Below are 26,998 nucleotides of genomic sequence, written 5' to 3'. Positions count from 1 at the left end.
AATAAGAAAATTAGGTGTAAAAAAACCGTCTAAAAGACGGTTTTTTGAAATTATAGTGTTGATTGATAAATCAATTAAACGTAATAATTATTATCAAAGTCACAAGGTTTTCCTAAGTCCTCAAACTTGGCAAGTTCTTCAATGAGTCCGTTATTGACTTTATCAAAAACTTCATAAGCAATTTTACCCAATGGTAAATGTATAGGCGCTTCTTCCAGCTGTGCTAATTTATAAATAGCTTCAGCAGCTTTCTCAGGGTCACCAGGTTGGTTACCGCTTAATTTTTGAAGTGAAGCGATACGCTCGCCTACAGTACTTTCGTAATCTTTAATTTTTGTGTTTTCGTAATCAGCAGAACTTCCCGCCCATTCTGTACGGAATGGCCCTGGCTCTACGTTAGTCACTTTAATATTTAAAGGTTTTAATTCAGCAGCAAGCGCTTCACCAATACCTTCTAAAGCAAATTTTGAACCATTATAAATGCCTAATCCTTGTGAACCAACACGGCCAGCAATAGAAGTGATATTAATAATATGACCAGATTTACGGGCGCGCATAGATGGTAGCAATTCACGAATGGTGGTTAAAACACCAAAAACATTAACGTCAAACTGTCTTCTAACTTCTTCATCTGAAACCTCTTCAATACTTCCCATAATGCCGTAACCAGCATTATTTACAAGAACGTCAACCTTACCAAATTTATCTAAAATTGATTTTACGCCTTCAATAATCATATCGTTTGAAGCCACATCAATTAGGACACCAAAAGATTTTCCTGGAACTTCACTGTTAAAGGTTTCAACTTGATCTTGTTTTCTAAAGGTACCAACGACAATTTGACCTTGTGCTAATACTTCTTTTGCTAATTGTTTTCCTAAACCCGATGAAACACCAGTGATAAACCACACTTTTTCTTTAATATCCATTTTAAATTTTAATCTATTAATTATTATAACAGAGCAATTTAATAAAAGATTTATACTTTTTAGCAGCTTGTTTTAATGTTTGTGGTTTGAATCTAAAATGATTACAGTATTTAGTTTTATGGTTTGTTAATGATAAATATTGAAACCTTTAAGGTGGGTTTAAGCTTTTGTTTGTGATTTCTTGAGGAAGTATTGTGTAAGGGGTTGTTAATCAGGTTCTAGGGATCTTTTTTATCGACAAAGTGTTTCTAAAACACGATTAAATGTGTTTTTTCTTGTAAAAATATGATTTGTGATTTACTTTTACTGCAGAACCTAACTAACGTTGTTAGATGTCCCCATATCTAACAATGAATCAAAAAAAGGATAGAAACCCAAATCTCTATCCTTTTTTAATTTTATATAACTAGGTTTTTATTCTAAAGTTTGCATAGCTACAAGCTTTTGGTACACGCCATTTTTAGCTAAAAGCTCACTGTGTTTTCCTTGCTCTACAATTTCACCTTTACTTAAAACGATAATTTCATCTGCCTTTTGTATGGTTGAAAGTCTGTGAGCAATAACAATAGATGTTCTGTTTTTCATCATGTTATCCAGAGCATCTTGCACCAGGCGTTCGCTTTCTGTATCTAATGCTGATGTTGCCTCATCTAAAATCATAATAGGTGGGTTTTTAAGTACTGCACGCGCAATACTTAAACGTTGTTTTTGTCCGCCAGAAAGTTTGTTTCCAGAATCACCAATATTGGTTTCAATACCTTTAGGTAAATCTTTTACAAATTCCCAAGCATTAGCAATTTTTAGAGCATCAATGATTTCAGCTTCCGTAGCTGAGTCTCTTCCTATTAATAAATTGTTTTTTATAGACTCGTTAAATAAGATGGAGTCTTGAGTTACAAGGCCCATTAAATCGCGAAGCGAATGTTTAGTTAAATCGCGTATATCAGTGCCATCGATAGTAATGTTTCCTGAATTTACATCGTAGAAGCGTGTTACTAAATTGGCAATGGTACTTTTTCCACTACCAGATTGACCAACAAGGGCCACAGTTTTTCCTTTAGGAACTTGTATAGAAAAGTTTTTTAAAACCAGATCGTCTTCATATTTAAAAGAAACGTTGTTAATGTCAATACTAGTTGTAAAATCTTTTTTAACGATAGCGTTTGGTTTATCTTGCAGTGGAGATTCGGTATGTAAAACTTCCAAAACACGATCGGCCGCAGCATTTCCAGCTTTCACTTTGTAGCTAGCCTTGCTAATTGCTTTGGCAGGTGTTAATATTTGATAAGCTAAAGCCATATAGGTGATAAAGGCACCTCCTGTAAGTGTCTTTTCAATTAAAACCATGCTTCCGCCGTACCAAAGTAAGGCCGCTATGGTCACAATACCTAGAAATTCACTGGTAGGAGAAGCTAAATTTTGTCGGTTTAAAAGTGTGTTCGAATAGTGATAAAAACGATTCGTAGATTCTTGAAACCGCTTATTGAATTTACCTTCAGCATTAAACCCTTTAATTACTTTTAGTCCGCTTAAAGTTTCTTCTAAAGTTGAAATAAAAACCCCTTGTTCGGCTTGTACTTGACCTGATTTCTGTTTTAAACTTTTTCCTATTCTAGAGATGATAAGCCCAGCAACAGGAATAAAAATAAATACAAAAATGGTAAGTTTTGCTGAAAGCGTGAACATAGTGACAATTGCAAAAACAATGGTTAAAGGCTCTTTTATGATAAGTTCTAAAATAGCCAACAACGAATTTTTAACCTCGTTAACATCACCCGAAATACGGGCAATAATATCACCTTTTTTCTTTTCGGAATAATACGAAATAGGTAAGGTGATGACCTTATCATAGATGGCATTTCGCATGTCTTGCAGAACACCATTCCGAAGGAAAGTAATAGAAAAAAGTGCTAAGTAGTTAAATATGTTTTTAAGAAGAAATAAGCTTATAATTAAAACAATCATGTATAACAAGGTGCGTTCTGGACCTTCGTTAGCATTTGTTGTTGTTACAAAATAATTTAGGTAATCTTGGCCGTAGTCTTTGAGGTGTTTAAAGCCTTGGTACTCTGGTTTAATCGTTAATCTTTCAGTTTCTCCAAAGAGCACGCTTATCATCGGCATTAAAGCGACCATGGCCAAAGTGCTAAACAAGGCGTATAAGATGTTAAAGAATATATTTAAAAAACCGTACTTTTTGTACGGTTTTATAAATTGAGAAAGTTTTTTAAAATATTCCATTAAATAAGATTCATGTCTTTTAAGATGGCTTCAGCCTTGGCGTCAAGTTGGGCTTCAGCAGATTTAAAATCACTAGCATTCTTTAAAGTATCATTCACACTTACGTAGAATTTAATTTTAGGTTCTGTACCACTTGGTCTTAGAGCCACTTGGCTACCATCTTCTGTATAATAAATGATAACATTCGATTTAGGAATATCGATAGTACTAGTTTCACCAGTAATCATGTTTTTTGCAACCGATAAATCGTAATCTTCAATTTTTACCACTTTAGAACCATTAATGACTTTAAGTGGATTTTCTCTAGCATCGATCATCATTTGTTTGATTTCTTCGGCGCCTTCAATACCTTTTTTAGTCAGTGAAACCAGTTTTTCTTTGTAAAAGCCGTGTTCTGTATATAAGTTGATTAATTCCTTGAAGAAAGAACTGTTATTTGATTTTGAAATTGCAGCAATTTCACAAGCCAAAAGGGTAGAGGTTACAGCATCTTTATCGCGAACAAAATCACCAACCATAAATCCGAAACTTTCTTCACCACCACCAATAAAATCTAGTTCAGGGAAATCGTGAATTAACTTAGCAATCCATTTAAAACCAGTTAAAACAATTTTACTTTCAACATTATAAGATTCAGCTAATTTGCTCAACATAGGAGTTGAAACTATGGTTGAAGCAATAAACTCCTTACCTTTAATTTTATTCTCTGCTTTCCATTGTTTTAATAAGAAATCGGTCATCATTAACATGGTTTGATTTCCGTTAAGCAGTTGCAATTCATTCTCAGAATTACGAACGGCAACACCTAAACGATCACAGTCTGGATCGGTACCAATAACAATATCGGCATTAACTTCTTCAGCTAATTCTAAAGCCATTTTTAAGGCCGCAGGTTCCTCTGGATTTGGCGATTTTACGGTTGGGAAGCCACCATCTGGAACTTCTTGTTCTTTTACAATATGTACATTCTTGTAACCAGCACGTTTTAAGGTTTCTGGAACAGCAGTAATTGATGTACCGTGTAAAGATGTGAAAACAATCGTTAAATCATCTTTAGCGGCTTGTGTTGCGCCAACGCTACCGTTTTCAACAGAAGCATCGATGAAAACATCATCAACATCTTTACCTATATAATGAATTAAGCTATCGTTAGCTTCAAATTTAATGTTTGCGTATTCAACAGTATTAATAACATCAATAACACCGTTATCATGAGGTGGTACTAGTTGTCCGCCATCCTGCCAGTACACTTTGTAACCGTTGTATTCTGGTGGGTTGTGTGAGGCTGTTAAAACGATTCCGCAGTGACAGTTTAAGTGTTTTACAGCGAAGGATAATTCTGGTGTGGCACGCAAATCTTCAAATAAATAAACTTCAACTCCATTTGCTGAAAACACATCTGCAACTACTTTTGCTAATGATTTGCTGTTGTGTCTACAATCGTATGCGATAACTGCTTTGGGAGTTTCGTTTGGGAATTGTTGGTGTAAATAATCACTTAAGCCTTGCGTGCTTTTTCCAAGGGTATATTTATTAATTCTATTGGTTCCAACTCCCATAATACCACGCATACCACCAGTACCGAATTCTAAGTCTTTATAAAAACTTTCTTGGATGTCTTTGGGGTTGTGCGCAATACTTTCCTTAATTGTGTTTTGCGTTTCTTCGTCAAAAGCAGGTGTTAACCAGCTGTTTATTCTTTCTAAGATGTTAGGTTCAATGTGTATCATAATGTTGTGAAATAAAGAGTTACAAAAATAAGCAATTCCTCTTTTTATTTAGTTGTTAATACAGAAAACATATACAAATGGTAATACTGTATTTTATAAAGTTAATTTATATTTAGTGCGCCTTTTATGGCATATCGTTTTTTGTCTTGCTTCATTCTTAAAATAATTTCACCTAAAAAACCAGCAACAAAAAACTGGGTTCCCATAATCATAGTGGTTAATGAAATATAAAATTGTGGACGTTCGGTTATCAATCTCCCTTGCTGGTTCAAAAAGAGTTTGTCAATGCCAAGATAAAAAGCAAAAATGAAACCAATGGTAATCATAATAAAGCCTAGTGCACCAAATAAGTGCATAGGACGTTTACCAAAACGTGATAAAAACCAAATCGTGATTAGATCGAGAAAACCATGAACGAATCTATCCATACCAAATTTAGTGACCCCATATTTTCGAGCTTGGTGCTGCACCACCTTTTCACCTATGTTGCCAAAACCTGCATTTTTAGAAAGCACAGGGATATAGCGGTGCATTTCACCGTTAACATCTATGCTTTTTACAACTTCAAGTTTGTATGCTTTTAAACCACAATTAAAGTCATTTAATTTCACTCCAGATGTTTTTCTAGCTGCCCAATTAAATAATTTTGAAGGTAAGTTTTTAGAGATAACCGAATCGTAGCGTTTCTTTTTCCAGCCCGAAACTAGATCAAAACCTTCGTTTGTAATCATGCGGTAGAGCTCAGGAATTTCATCAGGGTTATCTTGTAAATCGGCATCCATGGTAATAACCACCTCGCCTTGGGCTTTTTCAAAACCAGCATGTAAGGCTTGAGATTTTCCAAAGTTTTTTAAAAATTGAATCCCTTTAACATGAACATCTTGCGAAGCCAATGTTGAAATAATCTCCCAAGAGTCATCGGTGCTGCCATCATCTATAAAAATGATTTCATAGGAAAACTGATTGGAAAGCATCACTCTTACGATCCAATCGTGTAATTCGGTTAAAGATTCTTGTTCGTTAAGTAGTGGAATAACTACAGATATGTTCATTTGAATATTTTCGAAAATAATATTCAAAAATACTGAATTTATTCCGCCTCTGGGTTACTTTTTTTCATTGCTGCAGCAACTATGAGTCCGATAACACTAAAAAACACAAGATAACCAGCTAAGCCTTTAGCAATGTTGCCAAGAGAATATTGGTTTTGAGATTCAATTTGTGTTACGGCTTCATCAATAGCTTCAGTAGGTGAGTTAAAGCCTTCTAACATTTCAACAGTTTTTTCAATCGTTTTTTGTTTTAAAACTTCAGCAGCGTCGGTATCAATAAAATTGAATAACAAGTATGAGACAAAAGTGCTAATTAATAAACCAATTAAAACGGTAATGAAATAAGAAGTAAAAGCCTGTTTAAAGGAAACAAATCCTAATTGTGCTTGTTTCACTTTAGCCACGGCAATGATACCAAGAACAATTATGGCAATCATTATAAAAATACCAACCCACATATTTGTAAGTAATTCTAAATCTATGGCATAGCATAGAACCGTGATTAATGCAAGTAAAGCACCTAAATATAAGCCGTAATGAGTTGCGATCGACTTTAAAGAATTTTCCATAATAATTTGATAATTAATTAAGTTGTAATAATTAGATTTCAAATATAGTAAAACCTTATCTTTGTTTTTTTGAAATAAAAACAAAAAAAGTGTTGCGTAGTTGTAAAAAATAACTAAATTTGCACTCCAAAATTGAAAGTAACAATAAAGCATTTAGCGATGAGAAAAGGTATACATCCAGAAAATTATAGAATTGTAGCATTTAAAGATATGTCTAACGACGATGTATTCTTAACTAAGTCTACAGCAGATACTAACGAAACTCTTGAAGTTGATGGCGTTGAATACCCATTAGTAAAAATGGAGATTTCTAGAACATCGCATCCTTTCTACACAGGAAAATCTAAATTAGTAGATACAGCTGGTAGAATTGACAAGTTCAAAACTAAATATGCTAAGTTTAAGAAATAATTTTAGCAAAAAATATATTTTTAAAAGCCTTTCTATTGTAGAGAGGCTTTTTTTATTTAGTTAATTAAGCTATTTTTGGTTTGCAAAACTTAAGTTAGGTGTTTTTGAGAAAATATTCTCGACAACCTAACTTTTAATTTTATATCTAAAAATGAACTACATTCTTTTTGATGGTCCTTCGCGTAACAATTTGTTACCTTTTACTTATACAAGACCCGTAGCCGATATTCGTGTTGGTATTTTAACCATTAGAGAAAAGTGGGAGTCTTTTTTAGATTGTACAAGCACAACAGTAACCGAAGATTACTTGTCCGATAAATTCCCTATGGTAGAAATGGAAGATAATGTGATGATAAACGCATCTTACCTTCCTAATATGGAATTGGCGGAAATGATTAAAGAGCTCCAGGAAAATCAAGCCATTTTTAACGGAGAAGATGTGATTGCTTTTTTTGCTAAAGAAGAGCAAGAAGATATCGATTTTGATGCTTACGAAGCTATTGAGTTTGATGCTGATACTATTCAGATAAATAATACTTGGGATATTTTTTCAAAAAATGGAGAAGCCATTCAGGAAGATTTCGATTTAATCACAGAAGACCGAAAATCTAAACCCATCCCAGCAAGTAACAACGTAATTGCTGCCGAAAACATATTTATAGAAGAAGGCGCTAAGTTGGAATTTGTAACATTAAATGCTTCAAAGGGTCCTATTTATATTGGTAAAAACACCGAAATTATGGAAGGATCGATCATTCGTGGGCCTTTTGCGTTGTGTGATGGAGCTGTTGTTAAAATGGGAGCCAAAATTTACGGCCCCACTACTGTGGGACCTTATAGTAAAGTTGGTGGCGAAATAAATAATTCTGTGTTGTTTGGTTATTCTAATAAAGGACATGACGGCTTTTTAGGAAATTCGGTATTGGGCGAATGGTGTAATTTGGGAGCAGATACTAATAATTCTAACCTAAAAAACAACTACGCTGAAGTTCGTTTATGGGATTATCAAACTGAAGGTTTCGCCAAAACCGGCCTGCAGTTTTGCGGACTCATGATGGGCGATCACAGTAAGTGTGGTATTAATACCATGTTTAATACAGGAACTGTAATAGGTGTAAGTGCTAATATTTTTGGAAGTGGTTTTCCTCGTAATTTTGTACCTAGCTTTAGTTGGGGAGGTAGTAGTGGCTTCACAACGTATTTAACGAAAAAAGCTTTTGAGGTGGCTGATGTGGTTATGTCAAGACGTGGGTTTGATCTTTCTAATCAAGACAAAGCTATTTTAGAGCATGTTTTTGAGGAGTCTAAGAAGTTTAGACGTGATTAATATGAGTTTCATGACTACCTAAAATTTGGACTTAATCCGTTGTTAAATTAAGTTAGTGTCTTAAGGATATTTATTTCAAATACAGCGGCTTTAGTTAGGGTGTTATTTTTTTTTGTAAATTCCCCGAGAATGTAATTGATGTTTATACTTTAAACTAGCAATCCATTATGCCCAAATTGAATGGTATGTTGAACATTTTAAAGGATAAAAGAAAGTTTGCAATACTTTTTTTTGTTTTCCTAATTATAGATACGGTAGTTAAGTCTAACTATCCGTGGCCTTATCGTTTCCTTTCTAAGCCTCCGGTTATATTGCTTGTCGTTCTATATTACTATTTTAATTATACGGCTTCAAAAACAAGGAATTTTATCTGGGTAATGTCGGCATTAGCCTGTTTTTTTGTGGCAGATTTGTTAATTATAAACAGGGAGAATATTACTTTATTAGTTTCAAGTTTTGTGGTCTATACCTTAGCAAAAGTTTTCTTATGCTTCCGTTTTTCGCATAAATTTGATTTTAAGGTGAGTCGGTTAATTCCCTTTTCAATTGTTATTTTTATCTATACGGTAGGATTAATAGTATATATCTATGAAGGTCTTGGTAATTACTTTTTGTTTGCATTAGTTAGTTATTTTATTTCTCTATTACTGTGTCAATTTGCTTATTTAAGAAAAGAAGCGGTAGATAAAAAAAGTTATCTTTATGTATTGATAGGGGTTTTATGTTATATGGTTTCAGAAGGTTTTACAATTGTGAACACCTTTAAAACCGATTTACCTTATCAAGATTTTTGTATCATGTTCTTTTATGCGACTGGTATTTATTTAATTGTTCATGGTATTATCATAGAAAAAAGAATTGAACCGAAATATCTTTTTTGATTTGAAAGGGAATTATTCAGATTTTTATTACCTTTAAGAAGGTAGATGATAAATTCACTACAATTTAACCTCACATTTTGGATCCCTTAGCATGTTGAACATTTTAAAAGATAAGAAATTTTTTTTCATCGTTTTTTATATTGTTCTATTTATAGATACTATTGTTAAAATCAATTTGCCAATTTGGCCATATCGCTATATTTCAAAACCACCGGTAATGGGATTGTTGATTTTATACTTTTATTATAATAATACAGCATCTAAAAACAGTGATTATTCTTGGACTATGCTTGCTTTGGCTTGCTTTTTTGTTAGTGATTTTTTAATTATAGATCATGAAAATATTTACCTTTTGGTTTTTAGTCTATTTATATATTCGGTTGCAAAATTATTTTTGTGTTTTCGGTTTTCACATAGATCCGATTTTAAAGTACGCCGATTAATTCCGTTTTCAATAGTAATATTTATCTATACCGTAGGTCTAGTAAGTTATATGTTTGATGATTTAGGTCACTTCTTTCTACCAACAATAATCAGTTATTTTATATCACTTTTACTGTGTCAATTTGCTTATTTAAGAAAAGGCGTGGTAGATGAAAAGAGCTATCTTTTTGTGTTTGTAGGTGTGTTGTGCTATATGCTTTCAGAAGGGATAATGGTAATAAAGACCTTTAAAACTAATGTACCCTATCAGGACTTTAGTATCATGTTCTTTTACGCGACAGGTATTTACTTAATTGTGCATGGTATTATAACAGAAAAAATTACTGAGTCTAAAAATCCTTTTTAACGTGTTTTAGTTCTAAGAGGTTTATAGGGTTTACGCCCAAGCCTTTAATGTTTTTTCGCGTAAAACGAATGACTTCATCATAATATAAAGGCACCATGAGTGCTTTTTGCATGGCTAAAGAATCCATGGTCGTGTATATTTTTTTTCTTTTTTCGATATCGGTTACCGTAAACGCCGTGTTGTATAAACTATCAAACTTTTCATCTTTATAATGAAAGTAGTTTGATCCGTTGGGCGCAAAGTTTTTGCTGTAAAATATGGATAGGTAATTTTCGGCGTCTAAATAATCGGCAATCCAAGAACTTCTAAACATGTCTACCTTACCATTAGATCGTGCCGAGCGTAACGAAGCTTCAGGCATGACATCAACCTGAATATTTAGTCCTGTTTTTTCAAGTTCCCGTTGTATAAATTCACAAAAACTAAGATAATTACTAGTGGTAACTAAAGTGATTTGAGGATTGGAAATACCAGTTTCATTAATAAATTGAGCAACAAGTTCTTTGGCTTTTTGTGGTTGATAGGTGTAACCAATAGATGCGTCATATCCAGGAAGTCCGATGGGTATAAAACCACCGTTAGCAGGGTTACCAATACCGTTTCTTAAATATACAATCATTTTCTTGCGATCAAAACCATAGTTTATGGCTTGTCTAAGTAGTACAGATTGTATTTCTGGAGTTTCAGAATCTAAGTAAAACCCTAAATATTCTGTGTTTAGATAGGGGCCACGAATCATGTTTACCGTTTCAGAGTAGCGCTTTTGCAGTTTTCCGCTGGCGGTTAATAATTCATCTTTATAGGAAGCATCAAGTCCTGAAATATAATCGATATTCCCTTGGGCAAACTGTAAAAACTCACTTTGTTTATCGGGTAAAAAAGTAATAGAAACAGCTTCTAAATAGGGAAGTTTGTTTCCTTTTTTATCTTTTTCAAAATAATTAGGGTTTTTTCTAAAAACTAATTTAATGTTTTCTTCCCAGCGTTTAAACTTAAAAGGGCCCGTACCTATGGGGTGGCTTCTAAAATCGGCACCATAAAAATCAGCAACTTCTTTAGGGATAACCGAGCAATACTTCATGGTTAAGAGTCCGATAAAAGCGGGGAATGGTTGCTTCAGTTTTATTTCAAAAATAGTATCGTTTATGGCGCTAAAGTCATCTACTTTATTTAAAACCCAGCTGCCTGGAGAGGCTATTTTTTCATCTCTTAAGCGGTTTAAACTGTATTTAAAATCATTAGCGACAACCGTTCTGGTGGAGTCTTTTCCGAATAATTTATGATTATGAAAATAGACGTCGTTACGAAGGTTAAAACGGTAGGTGATACCGTCTTCAGAGACTGTCCAATTTTTAGCAATACAAGGTAGAATATTCAATTCATCATCCAATTGTACTAATCCGTTAAAAATTTGATTACATACCGAGTTGTCTTGAAGTGTTCTTGAGAAAGCAGGGTCCAAAGTGTTTATGTTGGCATACTCGTTATACCTAAAAACTAAATGATCTCTATTTATGTCAAGGTCAGACTTGCAAGAAAAAAATAAAAGGGCAATATAACTAATTGATAAATAGTTGATTATTTGTTTTAACTTAGGTTTTATCATATAACTAATTAGTTGTAAATTTGCACGCTCATATCGAGATGAACAAAGTGTCCTAATTTCCTGAAAGAAATTCTTCTTTTGGTTCATAAATGAGAAAAGGTAAAGATAATTTTTAAAAGATCTTGAAGCAAATTCAGGATAACAAAATACCATGAATAAGAAAGTCGCATTTTATACTTTAGGTTGTAAATTAAATTTTTCAGAAACTTCTACCATAGCAAGAGATTTTAGTAAGGAAGGATTTGATAGGGTTGATTTTTCTGAAAAAGCAGATATTTATGTGATTAACACCTGTTCGGTAACCGAGAATGCCGATAAGCGTTTTAAAACCATAGTTAAACAAGCTCAAAAATCGAATGAAGATGCCTTTGTTGCAGCTGTAGGGTGTTATGCGCAATTGAAACCTCAAGAGTTAGCCGATGTTAATGGTGTGGATTTGGTGCTTGGAGCGACCGAAAAATTTAAAATTACCGATTACCTTAATGATTTAACTAAAAATGATTTTGGTGAAGTGCATTCATGTGAAATTGAGGATGCCGATTTTTACGTGGGTTCATATTCCATTGGCGATAGAACACGTGCCTTTTTAAAAGTTCAAGATGGTTGCGATTATAAATGTACCTATTGCACGATTCCGCTAGCGCGAGGCATATCAAGAAGTGATACTATGGATAACGTTTTAAAAAACGCCAAGGAAATTTCTGAACAGAACATTAAAGAAATTGTTTTAACTGGAGTGAATATTGGTGATTACGGAAAAGGGGAGTTCGGGAATAAAAAACACGAACATACTTTTTTAGATTTGGTTACAGAATTAGATAAAGTAGAAGGTATTGAGCGTTTAAGAATTTCTTCTATCGAACCTAATTTACTAAAGAATGAAACTATTGATTTAGTGGCTAAATCGAGAGCTTTTGTACCACATTTTCATATTCCGTTACAGTCTGGAACAAACGAAATTCTTAAAAAAATGAAACGTCGTTACATGCGAGAATTGTATGTGGATCGTGTTTCAAAAATAAAAGAAGTGATGCCGCACGCCTGTATTGGTGTGGACGTTATTGTTGGGTTTCCTGGGGAGACAGATGAACATTTCTTAGAAACATATAATTTTTTGGCCGAACTAGATATTTCTTATTTGCATGTGTTTACTTATTCAGAACGTGATAATACTGAAGCTGTAGGTATGGAAGGTGTTGTTCCTGGAAATGTAAGGTCTAAACGAAGTAAAATGCTTAGAGGCTTATCGGTTAAGAAGCGTCGTGCCTTTTATGAAAGTCAGCTAGGAACAAGTAGAACGGTGTTGTTTGAAAGTGAAAATAAAGAAGGCTATATCCACGGATTTACCGAAAACTACGTAAAAGTTAAAACACCATGGAATCCAGAATTAGTGAATACTTTACATGATGTGGCGCTTACCGAAATTGATGATGATGGTTTAGTGCGTTTCGATTTTGTAGATGCGCTTACAGCTTAAAACAAAAAAAATCTGAAGCGATAAACTTCAGATTTTAATACTATCATAAATCGATTTAGCGATTATATTCTTACTCCAACAGGAAGCATACGTTTGTACTTTCTATTGCTTCTTACAAATTTAGCGATTTCAGGGCTTGTTGGAACAACGCTCAGATTGCGTTCTTGTATTTGTTCGAAAACTAAGGTTAAGAAATCTTTTGAAAAGTTTTCATCTGTGATCTCCTCAGGGACAATCATCTTTGTTAGAAATATTTTTCGTTCTTGTAAAGAGTATTCGATTATTGCTAAATGATTATCTATCTTAATCTCATATTGACGTAAAAAATCATTGTCAATTAATTCTGCAGCTTCAACCATTTTGTCTTATTTTAGTTCTATAGGAATCTTAAATAGTGAGGGCTATTTATTCAAACTTTGCGCAAAAGTACGAAAAAAAATCGTTAAGAAAAAGTAAATTTATAGTTAATGCCTTATGAGTCAAGAGATAATACATATTTACCTCATGCCGGGGATGGCTGCTGGCCCAAATATTTTTGAATATATAGACTTACCGGAGGATAGGTTTCAGCTGCACTTTTTAGAGTGGATGCTGCCTTTAAATGACGAGTCTATTTCCAATTATGCTTTGCGAATGACTAAGCACATTAAACATGAGAACCCTGTTTTATTAGGGGTTTCCTTTGGAGGGGTCTTGGTTCAGGAAATCAATAAACACATTTCAGTTCGTAAACTTATTATTGTATCCAGCGTTAAAACAAAGTTTGAATTACCTAAAAAAATGCAATTGGCTAGAGTTACAGGGGCTTATAAAATAGTTCCAACGCAACTAGCAAGTAAAATTGATGTTTTTGAAAAATACGCTTTCGGAAAAGTATTGGTCAAGCGTTTAGAACTTTATAAAAAGTATCTTTCTGTAAATGATCCTAAGTATTTAAGTTGGGCTATTAAAGAAATGGTCTGTTGGGATCAAGAAGCCCATGAATCCGATATTATTCATATTCACGGCGATAAAGATCCTGTTTTTCCTATACAGTATATTTCTAATTGTATTACGATTCCTGACGGGGTACATATTATGATTATTAATAAATACAGGTGGTTCAACGCTAACTTACCTAGAATTATATTAGCAGAATAATTGAATTTTCTTTACCTTTAATGGAAAATTCAAGAAATGAAAATGATACAAAAAGGATTGATATTTATTGGCTTGCTAAGTTTATGTGGCGTGTTTATTTATGCCATGCAAGATGCGCCAACCGATGAAAATTTTGAGAAACAAAGCGTTAATGGATATAACGTTTATGCTTTACAGGTGCCAGACGATTTAAACTTAGCTGGCGAACCCCTGCCATTAAAAAATCCAGATATTTATGAACGTATGGATAGAGAGCTACTGGTGAATACCTACTGGCAATCTAACGGTTTATTAATGTTTAAACGTGCGCATAAATATTTTCCTGTAATTGAACCTATTTTGAAAAAATATGGTGTTCCAGATGATTTTAAGTATTTAGCGGTTATAGAAAGTGGTTTGGTTAACGTCGTATCTCCGGCTGGAGCTCGTGGTGTTTGGCAAATTATGCCAGCAACAGCTCGGGAATATGGATTAGAAGTCAACGATAATGTTGATGAACGTTATAACCTTGAGAAATCCACCGAAGCTGCTTGTCAATACCTTTTAGAGTCTAAAAAACTACTAGGAACATGGACGCTTGCAGCGGCTGCTTATAATGCAGGAAATACAGGTATATCAAGACGATTAAATGAACAAATGGTAACAGACTACTACGATTTGTTGTTAGGAGAAGAAACGGGGCGCTACGTATTTAGAATTGTGGCCTTAAAAGAAATATTATCTAACCCACTTAAGTATGGATTTAATTTTAGAGAGAAAGATTTATATACTGAAGTGCCTACTTTTAAAGTAGAAGTGGATACAGTAGTCACTGATTTTGCCAGATTTGCCAAAGATTTTGATATTAATTATAAGATATTAAAAATTCATAACCCTTGGTTGCGTGAACCAAAGCTTAATAATGCGAGTAGAAAGCTGTATCACATCGAAATTCCAGTGAAAGGTTCTTATCCGCAATAAGATCGGCGTAGAAAGTCACTTTATTTGAGATAACTTAAAAACATAAAAAAGCTCAAAACTTTAAGTTTTGAGCTTTTTTATGTTTTTAAGTAGTATCACTTTTTTATCCTCTACGCTTTTGAGCCCTTATAGATCCACCAGCACCATAATGTTGGTTTGGCATTTGTGCACGCTTCATATTATCCTTCATCATTTTTATTTGATCGGTTAACATGCCTTGTTTGTCAAGTTTTGAAGCTTCGCTTAATAACTTTGTCGCTTCTTGCTTTCTACGTTTAGAAAAAGCAATACCTGCTAAATTTAACTTTGCCATCGCTAAATCATGATCCATAGACAAGCCTAAATCAATGGCTTTTTTGAAATATCTCTCAGATTCATTCATGTTAGTTTGCGATACCATGATACCATGAAGGTAATTGTAATAGCCTTGTTGCTTTTTTACTAGAGCGCCCTCTGGGTTTTTAATCTTGTCTAACCACCTTTTAGCGCCTTCAAAATCTTGCTTACGTAACTTTAAAAAAGCTAATAAGATAAATTCATTCTTAAAATACAGGAAGATAAAAATACCAGCTAATAGGATAAGCATGATGCCATTCCCTATATTACTTTCTGTAAATTGATAAACGGCATAAGCCAAAATGCCAGCGGCGATAATAAGTTTTATAATTTTATTGAACATATTGTCTTGTTTCGATTAACTTTGAAGTGCGTATTTCTTAAATTTGACACTTTTTTGTTGGTTTAAGACTGCAAAGAAACTAAATTTTTATCAAATTTAATATAAAGTTGTATAACAAAAGGATGGGCTTATCCTTAATATATAAAGGTCTTACATGCTTTTGGTTAGAAAATAAAATTTATTGAAATTTTTTTTAAATATGGTTTGTGAAAGTTAAAAGTCTTTGTATATTTGCCCTCGGTTTTGAAGAAAGACCAAGGGTATAAAAAAATTACATTTTCAGAATTAAAGATATAAGACAATGAGTAAAAGAACATTTCAGCCTTCTAAAAGAAAGAGAAGAAACAAACATGGTTTCAGAGAAAGAATGGCTTCTGCTAACGGTAGAAAGGTATTAGCACGTAGAAGAGCTAAAGGGAGAAAAAAATTGTCTGTATCTACTGAAACTAGACATAAAAAATAATAATGAACAATTGTTTATAATATAAAAGGTGTTACTTAAGTGTAACGCCTTTTTTTATATCTTCTTATTGTTACTTTTGTAAAATATTATAATACAACATAATAACTAGTAAAATGCCGAAAAATCCAAAACTTAAATCAATACTTATTATTGGGTCAGGTCCGATTGTAATTGGGCAAGCATGTGAATTTGATTATTCAGGAACTCAAGCATTACGTTCGCTTAGAGAAGATGGGATTGAAACAGTTTTAATCAACTCTAATCCAGCAACTATCATGACAGATCCTACTATGGCCGATCATGTTTACTTGCTACCGTTAACAACAAAATCAATTGTTCAAATTCTAAAAGAACACCCTCAAATTGATGCTGTTTTACCTACAATGGGTGGACAAACCGCATTAAACTTATGTATTGAGGCTGATGAAAAAGGTATTTGGAAAGATTTTGATGTAGAAATTATTGGTGTTGATATTGATGCGATTAATATTACTGAAGATCGTGAGAAGTTTAGAGAGTTGATGCTTAAAATTGGGGTTCCTATGGCGCCTCAAGCAACAGCGACTTCTTTCTTAAAAGGTAAAGAAATTGCTCAAGAATTTGGTTTCCCTTTAATCATTAGAGCCTCATTTACTCTTGGAGGAGCAGGAGCATCTTTTGTATATAAAGAAGAAGATTTTGACGAGTTATTAAGACGTGGTTTAGAGATTTCTCCAATCCATGAAGTCATGATCGATAAGGCTTTAATAGGCTGGAAAGAATATGAGTTAGAGTTACTTAGAGATTCAAATGATAATGTAGTTATCATCTGTTCTATTGAAAATATGGACCCGATTGGAATTCATACTGGTGATTCTATCACAGTAGCTCCAGCGATGACCTTAAGCGATAGAACGTTCCAAAAAATGCGTGATATGGCTATTCATATGATGCGTAGTATTGGTGATTTCGCCGGAGGATGTAACGTACAGTTTGCAGTTTCTCCAGATGAAAAAGAAGATATCATCGCCATTGAAATTAACCCTCGTGTATCACGTTCTTCAGCATTAGCAAGTAAAGCAACAGGATATCCAATTGCGAAAATTGCAGCTAAATTAGCGTTAGGGTACCATTTAGATGAATTAAATAATCAAATTACAAAATCTACTTCAGCTTTATTTGAGCCAACTTTAGATTACGTAATCGTAAAAATACCACGTTGGAATTTCGATAAATTTGAAGGATCTGATAGAACTTTAGGTCTTCAAATGAAATCTGTAGGAGAGGTTATGGGAATTGGACGTTCGTTCCAAGAAGCTTTGCACAAGGCCACCCAATCTCTAGAAATTAAACGTAATGGTTTAGGTGCAGATGGTAAAGAAAATACCAACTACGAGCAAGTTATTGAGAAATTAACTTACGCATCTTGGGATCGTGTATTCATTATTTATGATGCGATTCGTATGGGGATTCCATTAAGTAGAATCCATGAGATTACTAAAATCGACATGTGGTTCCTTAAACAATACGAAGAATTACATTTCTTAAACAATGAAATCTCAACGTTTACTATCGATTCTATCAACAGAGAATTGTTATTAGAAGCGAAGCAAAAAGGATATGGCGACCGTCAAATCGCGCATATGCTTAACTGTTTAGAGAGTCAAGTTTATAATAAACGAGAGGAATTAGGTATCAACCGTGTTTACAAATTAGTAGATACATGTGCTGCAGAGTTTGAAGCAAAAACACCTTACTACTACTCAACTTTTGAAGGTGAGATGGAAACTGCGGGTGGTAAGCCATACTCTCACAATGAAAGTGTGGTTTCAGATAAGAAAAAAGTGATTGTTCTAGGATCTGGACCGAATAGAATCGGACAAGGTATCGAGTTTGATTACTGTTGTGTTCATGGTGTTTTAGCTGCCGCGGAAGCTGGTTACGAAACCATCATGATTAACTGTAACCCTGAAACGGTTTCTACCGATTTTGATACGGCCGATAAATTATACTTTGAGCCGGTATTCTGGGAACATATTTACGATATTATTAAGCATGAAAAACCAGAAGGTGTCATCGTACAACTTGGTGGGCAAACAGCTTTAAAACTTGCTGAAAAGTTAACCAAATATGGTATTAAAATTTTAGGAACAAGCTTTGAAGCACTTGATTTAGCTGAAGATCGCGGATTGTTCTCTAACTTATTAAAGGAAAATGATATTCCTTACCCTAAATTTGATATCGCTACAACAGCCGATGAAGCTGCAGCGATTGCAGATGTATTAGATTTCCCAATATTAGTACGTCCTTCGTATGTATTAGGTGGTCAGGGTATGAAAATTGTAATCAACAAGGAAGAATTAGAAAAACACGTTGTTGATTTATTAGGAAGAATGCCAGGCAACCAATTGTTGTTAGACCATTATTTAGATGGTGCCATTGAAGCTGAAGCTGATGCCATTTGTGATGGTGAAGATGTGTATATCATAGGAATTATGGAGCATATCGAACCTTGTGGTGTACACTCTGGAGATAGTAACTCTTTATTACCTCCGTTTAACCTCGGTGAATTGGTAATGCAACAAATAAAAGACCATACTAAGAAAATTGCATTAGCTTTAAATACCGTTGGTTTAATAAATATTCAGTTCGCAATTAAAGATGATGTGGTTTATATCATCGAAGCGAATCCTAGAGCTTCTAGAACGGTACCGTTTATCGCTAAAGCTTATGGTGAACCTTATGTGAATTATGCCACTAAAATCATGTTAGGGGATAAGAAAGTTAAGGATTTTGATTTCCAACCTAAATTAGATGGTTTCGCAATCAAGCAACCTGTGTTCTCTTTCGATAAATTCCATAATGTAAATAAGAGGTTAGGGCCTGAAATGAAGAGTACTGGAGAAAGTATTTTATTTATTGATAGCTTGAAAGATGATGCTTTTTACGAATTGTATGCAAGACGTAAAATGTACTTAAGTAAATAATAAAATATACTAAATAATAGTATAGTGTAATACAAAAAAAGCCGCTTTTAGCGGCTTTTTTTATAACTCTACTTGAGCATTTTGTGATTCTAAAAACTCGAGATGATCTTCAAATTTAAACTCTGAAGATTTAAATTGTGAGTTCCTAGTTTTTGCTTGTTCTTGCCTGGCAATACTTCTTGCGAAGCGTCTTATGCTTTGTACATTATCTAAAATTAAGCCAGGGACTTTTACATTGTTACCATTTTCATCTTTCGCCACCATGGTAAAATAAGAAGAGTTACAATGTTTTATTTCTCCGGTTTGAATGTTTTGAGATTCTACACGTAGTCCAACAACCATAGATGTTTTTCCAGTGTAATTAACCGATGCTTTTAATGTTACTAATTCGCCTACTTCAATAGGATTTAGAAAGTCTACACGGTTTACTGATGCTGTGACACAGTAGTGTCTTGAATGCTTTGAAGCGCAAGCAAAAGCAATTTGATCCATTAAACTTAAAATATGCCCACCATGAATTTTACCACTAAAATTAGAGTGGGAAGGTAGCATGAGCTGGGTTATAGAAACCTGAGATTCTGTTGCGTGTTTAAACATATAGTTACTATTTATTCGTTGGTTTGGTTAATCTTTTCGTTTCTTTTTATTTTTTCAACTTTAGTTACAAAGTATTTGGTGTGTCCTAGCCAAAATAGGTCTCTGTAACGCTCGAAATAATGAAGTTTCACATATTCTCCTTGAAAATTATTAAGGTCGTCTATAACGGTTTGATTGCTTTTTTCAACCGAGAATTCAAAAAACTGAGATTCGGAAACCCCTTGACTTATTTGGCCTTCCCAAGTTTTAATTATCAAACCTTTTTTTGTGAATTTCACTAATTCCCCGGCACGAACACCTTCACTATATTTAGCAAAATATAAAAAGCATAAAAACCCAGTAGCAAGGATAATAAGGGCGATAATAATTTTAATAATAATTTTCATTTTGATATCATGTATTAGATGTTGTCGTCTTCTTGTGCACGTTTAATAATGGCTTCAGGTAGTGCTTTTTTAGCTTTAGCACCCATTTTTTTAAGCTTTTCAATGCTGGTAACGATGTTTCCTCTTCCGTCAACTAGTTTGTTCATAGCAGATGAATAATCACTTTTTGCAGCATCAATCTTTTTTCCAACGCCTGTTAAATCGGTTACTAAACCTTCAAACTTATCGTAAAGCGCGCCTGCTTGTCTTGCAATTTCAAGAGCATTACGCTGTTGTTTTTCATTGTTCCACATCGTGTCAATCGTACGTAACGTGGCCAATAAGGTAGAAGGGGTTACAATGACAATGTTCTTTTCAAAGGCTTTGTTGTAAATTGAGTTATCTTCATGTACAACAACGGCAAATGCCGGTTCTATAGGAATAAACATGAGTACAAAATCTGGCGACTCCATATCATATAAATCTTGATAGTTTTTCTCTGAAAGCTGGTCTACGTGACGTTTTATAGAATTCACATGCGCTTTTAAGTACATCGGTTTGTCTTCATCTTCGGCATTTACCAAACGCTCATAATCTGTTAGAGACACTTTACTGTCAATAATCATTTTTTTACCGTCTGGCAAACTTAAAACGACATCAGGTAAAACTCTAGAACCATCGGCTCTGGTAAAACTTTGCTGTACAAAATACTCTCTATCCTTTTCTAATCCAGATTTTTCTAAAACGCGTTCTAAAACCAATTCGCCCCAGTTGCCTTGCATTTTACTATCACCTTTTAAGGCACGCGTGAGGTTGGTGGTTTCTTTGGTCATTTGTAGGTTTAAGTCTTTCAAACCTAACAACTGTTCTTTTAATGCGGAATGCATCATGATACTTTCCTTTTGAGAGGTATCTACTTTTTCTTCAAAAGTTTTAATTTTATCTTGTAACGGACTTAATATATTCTTGATGTTTTCTTTATTCTGAAGGGTGAACTTCTCCGATTTTTCATCTAGAATTTTATTGGCAAGATTTTCAAATTCTTTCGTGAATTTCTCCTGAAGCTGTTCTACTTCAGCTTTTTGTTCATCATTTTTAAGTTGCAGACTTTCAAATTCAGCGTTTTTTCGGGTTAATTCCGTATTTAAAAAATCTTTTTCACGACGAATTGCTTCGCGTTCGATTTCTACCTTAGATATGGTTACTTTTAAATCTTCCAACTGATTGCTGAAGTATTCCTTTTCTTTCTGTTTTTCATTTTCGGTTTGCAATTTGATTTCAGAAAGCTGTTGCAACAAATTGGTGTTGCGTTCTTCTAAAGTACTTTTTTCACTCTTGCTTTTTAGTTGTGTGATAAGTCTGCCTATATATACGCCAATGGCAGCAGCAATTAGGATGGCGATAATTAGAATGATATTGTCGTTCATTTATAAAGAAAATATTATCAAAGATAAATTTTTTAGCTTGAAGTTAGAAGTTGCCCGCTATAAGATTTAAAGTTTAGAATTTGATTTTATAGATTCTTACTTTTTCACCTTAAAAGTTCCTGTATTCGCATCAAAAACAATTAAATCTTCTGGGAATAAGGAGTCGAATGTGCCTTTTGAAATCAGGTTACAAGGCGCATCTGAAACCACCGTTTCATTAGTCATTACAATTAATTTATCACAAAGTTGAATGGCCAAATCGATTTCATGAGACGAAAATAAAATTGTCTTTTGTGTTTCTCTAGCTAATTTTTGAAGTAGTTTTAAAATGTATGCTTTGTGATACATGTCCAAATGCGTGGTAGGTTCATCTAGAATAATTATATCGGTGTCTTGAGCTAAAGCACGAGCAATCATGACCTTTTGAAGTTGTCCGTCGCTCAATTCAAAACACTTTTTGTCCTTTAAGTTTTCAATTTTAATTTGTGAGAGCGAACGGTTTATGATTTGAATATCTTCTGCTGAAAAATTTCCAATCCAATTGGTGTAAGGCTGTCTTCCTAAGGCTACCAATTCAAAAACAGTAAGGTTTTTAGATGCTAACTTTTCGGTAAGTACTAAGCTTAAAACCTTAGCCAATTCTAAATTTGAATGTGATTCTAAGGGGGTATCATTTATAAAAATACCGCCACTTAATTTAGGTTGGACGTTTGTTAATGAGCGTAAAAGTGTTGATTTTCCAATACCGTTGGCACCTATTAAACCTACTAATTCACCTTTTTGCAAGGCAATATTAATATGGGATGCAATAACAGTAGATTCTTTTTTCGAGTTGTAACCTATCGATAAATCTTCAGTTTTTAAAACGATATGTGTGTTTAAATCTCTCATTAAAACATCATTTTACGTTTTCTTACCAATAACCAAATCACTACAGGCGCACCAATTAAAGAGGTTATGGCATTAATGGGTAGGGTATAATCGCTTGATGGTAATTGTGCAATACTGTCACAAATCAGCATGATTATGGCTCCAAATAAAAATACAGCTGGCAATAATATTTTATGGTTGGATGTGCTAAAAACTTGCCTAGTTATATGCGGAATGGCTAAACCTATAAAAGCTATTGGTCCAGCAAATGCGGTAATAGTACCGGCTAATAAACTGGTTGAAGTAATAATAAGTAATCTGCTTTTTTTGATGTCTAGACCTAAACTTTTTGCGTAGTTTTCACCTAATAATAAAGAGTTTAAACTTTTTATCGCTGCTAAACTTAAGAGGATTCCGGCGGCATAAAGTATAAAGAGAATGAGCAATTCGTTCCATGATAGGTTTCCTAAACTACCAAAACCCCAGAAGAAATATTGCTGTAATTCTTCAGCTGAACTAAAATAAGAAAGTACATTGACCACGGCTCCAGAAATACTTCCAAACATGAGCCCGATGATTAATATCGCCATAGCATCTCTAACTTTCGTAGATACTATTAAAACGGTTAGAAGCACTAGAAAACTACCTAAAGTAGCTGCCATAACTAAGGTCCATTTTGAAGCTAAAACGCCTAAAAGCAAACCTCCAAAAAGCGAAGTGCCCATTGTGACTATAGCAACCCCTAAACTGGCGCCAGAAGTAATCCCCAGAACAAAAGGTCCTGCTAAAGGGTTTCTAAAAAGTGTTTGCATCATCAATCCAGAAATACCTAAGCCTGACCCTACGATAATAGCGGTAAAGGCTTTTGGTAAGCGGTAGTCCATAATGATATGATGCCAAGACATATGGGCTGATTTTCCGAATATTGTTTTGAAAATTTCAACATTAGGAATAGAAATAGACCCCAAGCTAATGTTTATAAAAAAACAGAGGAGTAGTAGCAGAATTAATGCTAAAAATATCAGTTGGTATTTTTTGGTATTTTGCAACTAATCTAAACGTTTAAAAAAGTAATTTTCATAGCCATCTAATAATCCAGGGTGTGAAATATTGATGATATCTTTTAAAATAAGATCTGGACGTAAAGGCCCTAATTCGTAAAAAAGTAAGCCGCCTTTTGGACCTATTTTTTTCGTGTACGTATATATGTTTTTATTTTTGAATGCATCAAAATAGCTATAACCTTTATGGCTATTTTTCATGGCGTCAAGCGTTTGAAAAGCGCCAGCTCCAATCCATAATTCTGCTTGGTTGGCACGTTCTAAAACATTTTCAAAATTGAGTTGAATACTACCGTTTGAAGAGTCGTCTTTCCACAAATAATTGGTGTTTGCATCCTCAAAATATTTTGCAATAAAACTTTTTCCTCCTGGTACATTCCAAACATCGTTAAACATAGAGCCCGAAAAGGTCACCGGTTTTTCATTCACTTGCAATGCGAGTTGTTTGGCTTCTAAATAATCGGCTTCAATTTTCTCAAAAATACTGTTAGCCTCTTCTTGTTTGTTAAAAAGCGCCCCCATGAATTTAATCCATTCGGCGCGGCCAAGAGGATGTTCTTCTGTCCAAGAACCATCTAAAACGACAGGGAAACCAAATTTTTCAATTTGTTTTAAAGATTTATTTTTTCCGTTTACGGTAAACGCAATCACTAAATCGGGCTGCAATTCTAGAAATAATTCCATGTTAATTTCTAAATCGTTGTTCAAATCTTTGATTTGCCCATTATCAATAAGAGCTCTCGTTTTTTCAGAAGAAATGTATTTTGTAGCCGGAAAACCAACCAAGCGATTTTCTACATTTAAATATTCTAAAGCGGGAATATTGGTGGTAGACATAGCAACTACTTTGGCTACAGGAAGTTTAATAACTACAGCAGATTCACGAAAATCAGGAATGTGTTTGTCATCCTTTACCAAAATATAACGAAAGGCATCCTGACTACCTGGCCATGGAGAAGTTACGATTAATTCAGTGTAATTATTGTGGTTTATAATTGTAAACCCTTTGGCATATTTAATGTTTTCAGGGAATGCTTCAGCTGCAGGAACGGCATGGTTTTCTTTTTTTTCATCCTTACAGGAAGTCAAAAAAAGGAAGCTAAGGGAGAGTAAAATTAAAAAACGCATGGACTAAAATTGAAGTTCAAAGGTCAATAATTTTTTTGTATTACGACAGACTTAAAGTTACTTTTGAGCAAATTAAATAAAAATAGATGAATTTTTTGTGTTCTTGGAGTGGTGGAAAAGACAGTTGTTATGCGTTTTATAAGGCAACAAAATTAGGGTTTAAGCCAGCTGTACTTTTAAATGTAATGAACGAATTTGGAGATCGATCACGGTCACATGGCATACCTAAACTTGTTTTAGAAGCCCAGGCTGAAGCTTTACAATTACCTATCCACTTTTTTAGCAGTACATGGACGGATTACGAAGTCAAATACATAGAGAATTTACAAAGAATTGTGAAAGATTACCCGATTTCACATGCCGTTTTTGGTGATATTGATATTGAATCGCATCGTGCTTGGGAAGAAAAGGTTTCCGCAGCAGCGAATTTGGAAGCCGTTTTACCTTTGTGGCAGGGCAACAGAAAACAATTGGTTTTAGAAATGATTGAAGCAGGTATCGAAGCCGTTATTGTGTCTTGCAATCAAGAATTAGGTCCCGATTATTTGGGAAGAACCATTACAGCCGAACTAGTAGAGGAACTTGAAAACAAAGGGGTTGATGCCTGTGGTGAAAATGGTGAATTCCATACCTTGGTGATTAACGCACCTTTTTTTAAGCATAAAGTTGATGTTGAAATTACAGAAAAAGCTGTGTCTAGTAATTATAATTTCGCGGTTTTGGAGCTTAAAAAATAGATAGGTCGAAAATAAGCATCTATATTAGTTTTTTATTGTTTGTCTGTAAATCAATGTGTTAAATATGTAGTTGCAGCCAGTTCGAGGCCCGTTATAATGAGTTTGAAAAATGATGATATTATCGTTTTTTTGGTTTAAGCCTTGCAGACCCTTCAGGTTTTTAAAACCTGAAGGGTCTTATTATTTTTATGACAGTGCAGTCAAGAGCGTTGCTATGTCAAAAATCCGGCTTCCACTCGTGGTGCCAAAAAGATGAAATTATTAGTTTGTGACTTGTTATAAATCTATTGGTGTTATCAACTGAAAATTTCCGTTTTCTAATTTCAAATGAAACACATCGCCGTATTGTATTTTAATTTTGAAGGAATCTTTAAGCGGAATATCTAAAACATGAGCCAAGAAAGCACGCATCGGGCCAGCGTGGCAAACAATGATGTGGTCTTTTGGGGTGTTAGAATGCGCTAAATCTTCAAAATAAGCTTGCACCCGTGAAGCCAGTTGCACGTAAGATTCTCCGTTTGGAACGGCCACGTTTACAAAGTCTGTCATCCAAGGCATCATTGCTTCTTCTGGGATGTCGTTCCAAGCTTGCATTTCCCAATCACCAAAGTTAAGTTCTTTCAAACGCGGTTCTAAAACTACGGTTTCACTGAATGTTTCGGCTAAGCTTGTACAGCGTTTCAACGGACTAGAAATCACACAAAATTCTTTTTTTTTCGGAAGTTTTGATAAAATGGCTTTAAATTCTTCTTCGTGATTTTCAACGAGGTCTAAATCTGTTTGTCCGTAACAAATCCCTTTTTCCACCGCAGGAGTGGTGTGTCTGATTAAATAAATTTCCATAAAGCCAAAGCACTTAAATAAAAGATAACTTCTGAAAATTGTTGCACCGCACCAGCACAGTCGCCCGTTTGTCCGCCAATCCATTTTTTAAACTTCGCCGCTAAGTACATTTTGGCTAAGTAACACGGTATGATGCATAGAAAAATAAGTGGTGTTTTAAAAAAGAAAAGTGGTAGAATTCCAAAAACTGCCGAGCTCACTAACATGAAGAAACTCATGCTTTTTGCAGCAGGTTTAGCTTTACTGTCGTCGGTGTCGCGAACGTAAGGATGGGTGTAAATTAAAGTTGTAGCAATAAAACGGCTTAAACTGTGACCGGAAATGATGGTTAACGGAATTAATAACACCGGTGTGTCTGTAAGCGCTAGAAACTTTATACCTAGAATTAAGCCCAACCCCGCAGCGCCATAGGTGCCCAATCGCGAATCCTTCATAATGAGTAGGATTTTCTCTTTGGTCCATCCACCGCCAAGGCCGTCGCAAACATCAGCAAAACCATCTTCGTGAAAAGCGCCTGTCGTATAAATAGTGGCTACCATGCTTAGGGCAATAGAAATTTCCGTAGAAAAAATAAATGAAGCGCCATAATAAACCAGGGCTCCAATGCTTCCTACGATAATGCCTATTAAAGAGAAATATTTAGAACTTTTTGTTAAAAACTCAGGTTCATGATTTACCCATTTCGGACAAGGAATACGGGTAAAAAACATCATGGCAGTGAGGAAAATTTGGAGCTCTCGTTTCATTAA

General features: G+C 34.3%; 26 protein-coding genes. 10 read left to right on the top strand and 16 right to left on the bottom strand.

From position 1 onward, the window contains the following. Positions 1-74: 74 nt before the first annotated feature. The 5 genes from Q4566_RS07660 to Q4566_RS07640 form a co-directional block, all read right to left on the bottom strand. Positions 75-929, bottom strand: coding sequence for an oxidoreductase (locus Q4566_RS07660; protein ID WP_303420051.1), 855 nt, complete (start codon positions 927-929; stop codon positions 75-77). 414 nt (positions 930-1,343) lie between these two features. Further along, positions 1,344-3,170 (bottom strand): ABC transporter ATP-binding protein, encoded by a 1,827-nt coding sequence (locus Q4566_RS07655; protein WP_303420050.1) that lies wholly within the window; start codon positions 3,168-3,170, stop codon positions 1,344-1,346. After that, positions 3,170-4,900, bottom strand: a complete 1,731-nt coding sequence (locus Q4566_RS07650) for a phospho-sugar mutase (RefSeq protein WP_303420049.1) — start codon at positions 4,898-4,900, stop codon at positions 3,170-3,172. The genes Q4566_RS07655 and Q4566_RS07650 overlap by 1 nt, the downstream gene beginning before the upstream one ends. 101 nt (positions 4,901-5,001) lie before the next feature. Beyond that, positions 5,002-5,952, bottom strand: a complete 951-nt coding sequence (locus Q4566_RS07645) for a glycosyltransferase family 2 protein (protein WP_303420541.1) — start codon at positions 5,950-5,952, stop codon at positions 5,002-5,004. Between the two features lie 38 nt (positions 5,953-5,990). Further along, complete coding sequence (locus tag Q4566_RS07640; protein WP_303420048.1) at positions 5,991-6,521, bottom strand: DUF4199 domain-containing protein; 531 nt, start codon at positions 6,519-6,521, stop codon at positions 5,991-5,993. A gap of 159 nt (positions 6,522-6,680) precedes the next feature. On the opposite strand from Q4566_RS07640, the gene Q4566_RS07635 reads away from it, so the two are divergent. The 4 genes from Q4566_RS07635 to Q4566_RS07620 all read left to right on the top strand — a co-directional run bounded on the left by Q4566_RS07635 (position 6,681) and on the right by Q4566_RS07620 (position 9,930). Further along, positions 6,681-6,932 (top strand): type B 50S ribosomal protein L31, encoded by a 252-nt coding sequence (locus tag Q4566_RS07635; protein ID WP_216066866.1) that lies wholly within the window; start codon positions 6,681-6,683, stop codon positions 6,930-6,932. A gap of 151 nt (positions 6,933-7,083) precedes the next feature. Further along, a complete protein-coding gene (locus Q4566_RS07630) occupies positions 7,084-8,259 on the top strand; it encodes a GlmU family protein (RefSeq protein ID WP_303420047.1) in 1,176 nt (391 codons plus the stop codon). A gap of 167 nt (positions 8,260-8,426) precedes the next feature. Beyond that, positions 8,427-9,140 (top strand): lysoplasmalogenase family protein, encoded by a 714-nt coding sequence (locus Q4566_RS07625; RefSeq protein WP_368506627.1) that lies wholly within the window; start codon positions 8,427-8,429, stop codon positions 9,138-9,140. Between the two features lie 91 nt (positions 9,141-9,231). Beyond that, the gene (locus tag Q4566_RS07620; protein ID WP_303420046.1) at positions 9,232-9,930 is read left to right on the top strand and encodes a lysoplasmalogenase family protein; all 699 of its coding nucleotides are present in this window, start codon (positions 9,232-9,234) and stop codon (positions 9,928-9,930) included. Here Q4566_RS07620 and Q4566_RS07615 read toward each other — a convergent pair. After that, the gene (locus Q4566_RS07615; protein WP_303420045.1) at positions 9,914-11,536 is read right to left on the bottom strand and encodes an ABC transporter substrate-binding protein; all 1,623 of its coding nucleotides are present in this window, start codon (positions 11,534-11,536) and stop codon (positions 9,914-9,916) included. The two genes, Q4566_RS07620 and Q4566_RS07615, sit on opposite strands and share 17 nt — an antisense overlap. Positions 11,537-11,687: 151 nt before the next feature. Between Q4566_RS07615 and mtaB the strand changes: the two genes are divergently transcribed. Continuing rightward, positions 11,688-13,013, top strand: a complete 1,326-nt coding sequence (gene mtaB, locus Q4566_RS07610; RefSeq protein ID WP_303420044.1) for a tRNA (N(6)-L-threonylcarbamoyladenosine(37)-C(2))-methylthiotransferase MtaB — start codon at positions 11,688-11,690, stop codon at positions 13,011-13,013. 62 nt (positions 13,014-13,075) lie between these two features. Here the strand turns inward: mtaB and Q4566_RS07605 are convergent, their stop codons facing one another. After that, positions 13,076-13,372, bottom strand: a complete 297-nt coding sequence (locus Q4566_RS07605) for a GNAT family N-acetyltransferase (protein ID WP_303420043.1) — start codon at positions 13,370-13,372, stop codon at positions 13,076-13,078. 115 nt (positions 13,373-13,487) lie between these two features. Between Q4566_RS07605 and Q4566_RS07600 the strand changes: the two genes are divergently transcribed. Continuing rightward, positions 13,488-14,153 carry an alpha/beta hydrolase gene (locus Q4566_RS07600; RefSeq protein WP_303420042.1) on the top strand — a complete coding sequence of 222 codons (666 nt, stop codon included), beginning with the start codon at positions 13,488-13,490 and terminating at the stop codon, positions 14,151-14,153. A gap of 36 nt (positions 14,154-14,189) precedes the next feature. Further along, complete coding sequence (locus Q4566_RS07595; protein WP_303420041.1) at positions 14,190-15,113, top strand: lytic transglycosylase domain-containing protein; 924 nt, start codon at positions 14,190-14,192, stop codon at positions 15,111-15,113. A 103-nt stretch (positions 15,114-15,216) separates the two neighbouring features. Here the strand turns inward: Q4566_RS07595 and Q4566_RS07590 are convergent, their stop codons facing one another. Next, positions 15,217-15,792 carry a DUF2892 domain-containing protein gene (locus Q4566_RS07590; RefSeq protein WP_303420040.1) on the bottom strand — a complete coding sequence of 192 codons (576 nt, stop codon included), beginning with the start codon at positions 15,790-15,792 and terminating at the stop codon, positions 15,217-15,219. A gap of 301 nt (positions 15,793-16,093) precedes the next feature. Between Q4566_RS07590 and rpmH the strand changes: the two genes are divergently transcribed. Continuing rightward, entirely contained in the window at positions 16,094-16,255 is a 162-nt protein-coding gene (rpmH, locus tag Q4566_RS07585; protein WP_042495769.1) for a 50S ribosomal protein L34, read from the top strand. Between the two features lie 113 nt (positions 16,256-16,368). Then, entirely contained in the window at positions 16,369-19,221 is a 2,853-nt protein-coding gene (gene carB, locus Q4566_RS07580; RefSeq protein WP_303420039.1) for a carbamoyl-phosphate synthase large subunit, read from the top strand. Between the two features lie 60 nt (positions 19,222-19,281). Here the strand turns inward: carB and Q4566_RS07575 are convergent, their stop codons facing one another. From Q4566_RS07575 to Q4566_RS07550, 6 genes are all read right to left on the bottom strand, one after another. Further along, positions 19,282-19,818, bottom strand: coding sequence for an acyl-CoA thioesterase (locus Q4566_RS07575; RefSeq protein WP_303420038.1), 537 nt, complete (start codon positions 19,816-19,818; stop codon positions 19,282-19,284). 11 nt (positions 19,819-19,829) lie between these two features. Beyond that, positions 19,830-20,204 (bottom strand): 6-phosphogluconate dehydrogenase, encoded by a 375-nt coding sequence (locus Q4566_RS07570; RefSeq protein ID WP_303420037.1) that lies wholly within the window; start codon positions 20,202-20,204, stop codon positions 19,830-19,832. 14 nt (positions 20,205-20,218) lie between these two features. Next, a complete protein-coding gene (gene rmuC, locus Q4566_RS07565) occupies positions 20,219-21,610 on the bottom strand; it encodes a DNA recombination protein RmuC (protein WP_303420036.1) in 1,392 nt (463 codons plus the stop codon). Between the two features lie 96 nt (positions 21,611-21,706). Next, positions 21,707-22,501, bottom strand: coding sequence for an ABC transporter ATP-binding protein (locus tag Q4566_RS07560; RefSeq protein ID WP_303420035.1), 795 nt, complete (start codon positions 22,499-22,501; stop codon positions 21,707-21,709). Beyond that, positions 22,501-23,529 carry an iron ABC transporter permease gene (locus Q4566_RS07555; RefSeq protein ID WP_303420034.1) on the bottom strand — a complete coding sequence of 343 codons (1,029 nt, stop codon included), beginning with the start codon at positions 23,527-23,529 and terminating at the stop codon, positions 22,501-22,503. Before Q4566_RS07555 ends, Q4566_RS07560 begins: the two co-directional genes overlap by 1 nt. Next, positions 23,530-24,630: an ABC transporter substrate-binding protein gene (locus Q4566_RS07550; RefSeq protein WP_303420033.1), complete on the bottom strand. Its 1,101-nt coding sequence runs from the start codon at positions 24,628-24,630 to the stop codon at positions 23,530-23,532. It abuts the gene before it with no gap. A gap of 125 nt (positions 24,631-24,755) precedes the next feature. On the opposite strand from Q4566_RS07550, the gene Q4566_RS07545 reads away from it, so the two are divergent. Continuing rightward, on the top strand, positions 24,756-25,406 hold the full coding sequence (locus Q4566_RS07545; protein ID WP_303420032.1) for a diphthine--ammonia ligase: 651 nt from the start codon (positions 24,756-24,758) through the stop codon (positions 25,404-25,406). A gap of 276 nt (positions 25,407-25,682) precedes the next feature. Here the strand turns inward: Q4566_RS07545 and cobC are convergent, their stop codons facing one another. Together cobC and Q4566_RS07535 are read right to left on the bottom strand one after the other, a co-directional pair. Beyond that, positions 25,683-26,249: an alpha-ribazole phosphatase gene (gene cobC / locus Q4566_RS07540; RefSeq protein ID WP_303420031.1), complete on the bottom strand. Its 567-nt coding sequence runs from the start codon at positions 26,247-26,249 to the stop codon at positions 25,683-25,685. After that, a complete protein-coding gene (locus Q4566_RS07535; RefSeq protein ID WP_303420030.1) occupies positions 26,234-26,995 on the bottom strand; it encodes an adenosylcobinamide-GDP ribazoletransferase in 762 nt (253 codons plus the stop codon). The genes cobC and Q4566_RS07535 overlap by 16 nt, the downstream gene beginning before the upstream one ends. Positions 26,996-26,998: the final 3 nt, after the last annotated feature.

The organism is Tamlana sp. 2_MG-2023, assembly GCF_030548465.1.
In the GTDB taxonomy this organism is placed as follows: Bacteria; Bacteroidota; Bacteroidia; order Flavobacteriales; family Flavobacteriaceae; genus Pseudotamlana.
The sequence above is the reverse complement of the archived record's forward strand: the minus strand, read 5'-3'. Positions and strand labels throughout refer to the sequence as shown.